Source organism: Albidovulum sp. (assembly GCF_008933605.1).
Classification (GTDB): domain Bacteria; phylum Pseudomonadota; class Alphaproteobacteria; order Rhodobacterales; family Rhodobacteraceae; genus Albidovulum.
Map to the genome: position 1 here is coordinate 1 of NZ_WBUS01000254.1, position 2,761 is coordinate 2,761.

Annotated in this window: 2 protein-coding genes; both read left to right on the top strand. The window is 72.6% G+C overall.

The features are described from left to right. Positions 1-2,424: glutamine-synthetase adenylyltransferase (locus F9K34_RS18390; RefSeq protein ID WP_291338552.1), on the top strand; the 2,424-nt coding region annotated here is incomplete at its 5' end. A gap of 19 nt (positions 2,425-2,443) precedes the next feature. After that, positions 2,444-2,737: a hypothetical protein gene (locus tag F9K34_RS18395; RefSeq protein ID WP_291338553.1), complete on the top strand. Its 294-nt coding sequence runs from the start codon at positions 2,444-2,446 to the stop codon at positions 2,735-2,737. The last annotated feature ends 24 nt before the right edge of the window (positions 2,738-2,761 follow it).

Below are 2,761 nucleotides of genomic sequence, written 5' to 3' on the forward strand. Positions count from 1 at the left end.
CTCGTCGCCGCCGAGATCCGGCGCGACCGGATTTCCGGCGCCACCGAGGCGGACGTCGGGGCCGCTGCCGGACTCGTGGCGCTCGCGATGGGCAAGATGGGGGCGGCCGAACTCAACTATTCTTCCGACATCGACCTGATCTGCCTTTTCGACGACAGCCGCTATCCCGGCGCGGACGTGCAGGAGGCGCGGGCGGCGCTGATCCGGGTGGTGCGCCGGATGGCCGCGCTCCTCTCGGACATGACGGCGGAGGGCTACGTCTTCCGCACCGACCTGCGGCTCAGGCCCGACGCCTCGGTGACGCCGGTCTGCATCTCCATGTCGGCGGCCGAGCAGTATTACGAGGCGCAGGGCCGCACCTGGGAACGCGCGGCCTACATCAAGGCGCGCGCCGCGGCGGGCGACATCGCGGCGGGCGAGCGGTTTCTCAAGGCCCTCACGCCCTTCGTCTGGCGCCGCCACCTCGACTTCGCGGCGATCCAGGACGCCCACGACATGCGGCTGAGGATCCGCGACCACAAGGGCCTGCATGGTCCCATCGCGCTCGAAGGCCACGACATGAAGCTCGGGGTTGGCGGCATCCGCGAGATCGAGTTCTTCACCCAGACCCGCCAGCTCATCGCGGGCGGGCGCGACCCCGACCTCAGGCTCCGCGACACCGTGGGCGGGCTCGCCGCGCTGGCGATGAAGGGCTGGGTGCCCGAAGCGGATGCGGCGGAACTCACCGCGCTATACCGCGCCCACCGGGAGGTGGAGCACCGGGTGCAGATGGTGGGCGACGCCCAGACCCATGCGCTGCCGGTCTCGCCCGAGGGCTTCGACCGCATCGCCCGGATGTGCGGCGAGGGCGACACGCCGCGGTTCCGCGAAGCACTCAAGGCGCGCCTGGAACGGGTGGCGGACCTGACCGAGGGGTTCTTCGCCCCCGGCGAGACCCGCGCCGGCCCCGAGATGGACGCCGAGACCCGGGCCATCGTCGATGGCTGGCGCAGCTATCCGGCGCTCCGGTCCGAACGCGCGGTGGCGATCTTCAAGCGCGTGCAGCCGGAAATCCTGAGCCGGCTTTCCCGCGCCGCCAGTCCTGCCGAGGCCTTGAGGCAGTTCGACGGTTTCCTCGCCGGGCTGCCGGCGGGGGTGCAGCTCTTTTCGCTTTTTGACGCCAATCCGCAGTTGATCGACCTGATTGTCGACATTTGCGCAACCGCGCCGGGACTCGCGCAGTATCTCTCGCGCAATGCCGCGGTGCTCGACGCCGTGATCGGTGGCGATTTCTTCGCCGACTGGCCGGGGGCCGAAGCGCTCGCGGCGGAGCTGTCGCGGCGGTTGGCGGGGGTCGCGGACTACGAGGCGCGGCTCACCGCCGCACGGGTCTGGACGCGGGAATGGCACTTCCGCATCGGCGTCCACCATCTGCGCGGGCTGATCGACGCCTCGGTCGCAGGGCGCGAATACGCCGACCTTGCCGGCGCGGTGCTGGCCGCGCTGTGGCCGGTCGTCGTCGCCGAGTTCGCGTCCAAGCACGGGGCGCCGCCGGGGCGCGGCGCGGTCGTGCTCGGCATGGGCTCGCTCGGGGCGGAGCGGCTGAACGCGGGATCGGACCTCGACCTCATCGTGATCTACGACAGCGCCGGCGCGGAGAGTTCCGAGGGCAAGCGCCCGCTCGCGGCGCGGGCCTACTACGCGCGGCTCACCCAGGCGCTCGTCACCGCGCTGACCGCGCCCATGGCGGACGGGCGGCTCTACGAGGTGGACATGCGGCTCAGGCCCTCGGGGCGGCAGGGGCCGGTGGCAACCTCGCTCCAGAGCTTCCGCGACTACCAGATGACCGAGGCCTGGACCTGGGAGCATCTCGCGCTGACCCGCGCCCGTCCGGTCGCCGGCGACCCCGCGCTCGCCGCGGAGGTGGAGGCCATCCGGCTTGCCGTCCTGGCCGCGAAGGGGCCCGACTCGCGCGTCCTGCCCGACACCGCCGAGATGCGCGCCCGGATCTTCGCCGCCAAGGCCCCGGACGGCGCGTGGGAGGCGAAGGTCGGCCCCGGCCGGCTGCAGGACATCGAGCTTCTGGCGCAAGCCTGCGCGCTGCGCGCCGCGGCGCCCGCCCGCCGGGTGGAACCGCAGCTGCGCGCGGGCCTCAGGGCGGGCCTTCTCGATGCGGCCGACGAGGCCGTGTTGCAGGAGGCCTACCGCTTCCTCTGGCGGCTTCAGGCGGGGGAGCGGCTGCTGACCCAGAAACCGCTGGACATGGCGGCGGTCGGGGAGGGCGGGCAGGCGTTCCTTCTGCGCGAGACCGGCATGTCGGATATCGTCGCGTTGGCGTCGCAGCTTGGAACTCAGACTGCGCGCGCCTCCGGCATCATCGACGCGGTGCTGGGCACGATCCCCGACGGGGCAGCCGCGGGCGCGGGCGGGGATGAGGGGGCATGACGGGATGGGACGCAGGGCGATGGACGTGAAAGAGGCCGATCCCAAGGGACTGGTGCGGGAAAGCTATGCGATCGAGGGCATCACACTAGGCGAATGCCGCTCGATCTTCCTCGACTGGGCGCTGAGCCTTGCGCCCGGAACCGACACGGCCGAGGCGCTGCGCGCGCTTCTCGCCACCTATGCCGCCGGCCATCCCGGCCACCCGATGAACCCCGTTCTCGAAGCCGGGCTCGGCGCGGCGCCGAAGGCGGTACGGCGGGGGGGGCGGATGGGGCGGCCGGCGCGTCCGCAAAGCGGCGGGCGCGCGGGCTGAGCCGACGCCCTCGCGGTTCCAGCC

Excerpts from the sequence above, each read along its gene's own strand:
- F9K34_RS18395 (WP_291338553.1), top strand. The coding sequence starts at position 2,444 with ATGGACGTGAAAGAGGCCGATCCCAAGGGACTGGTGCGGGAAAGCTAT.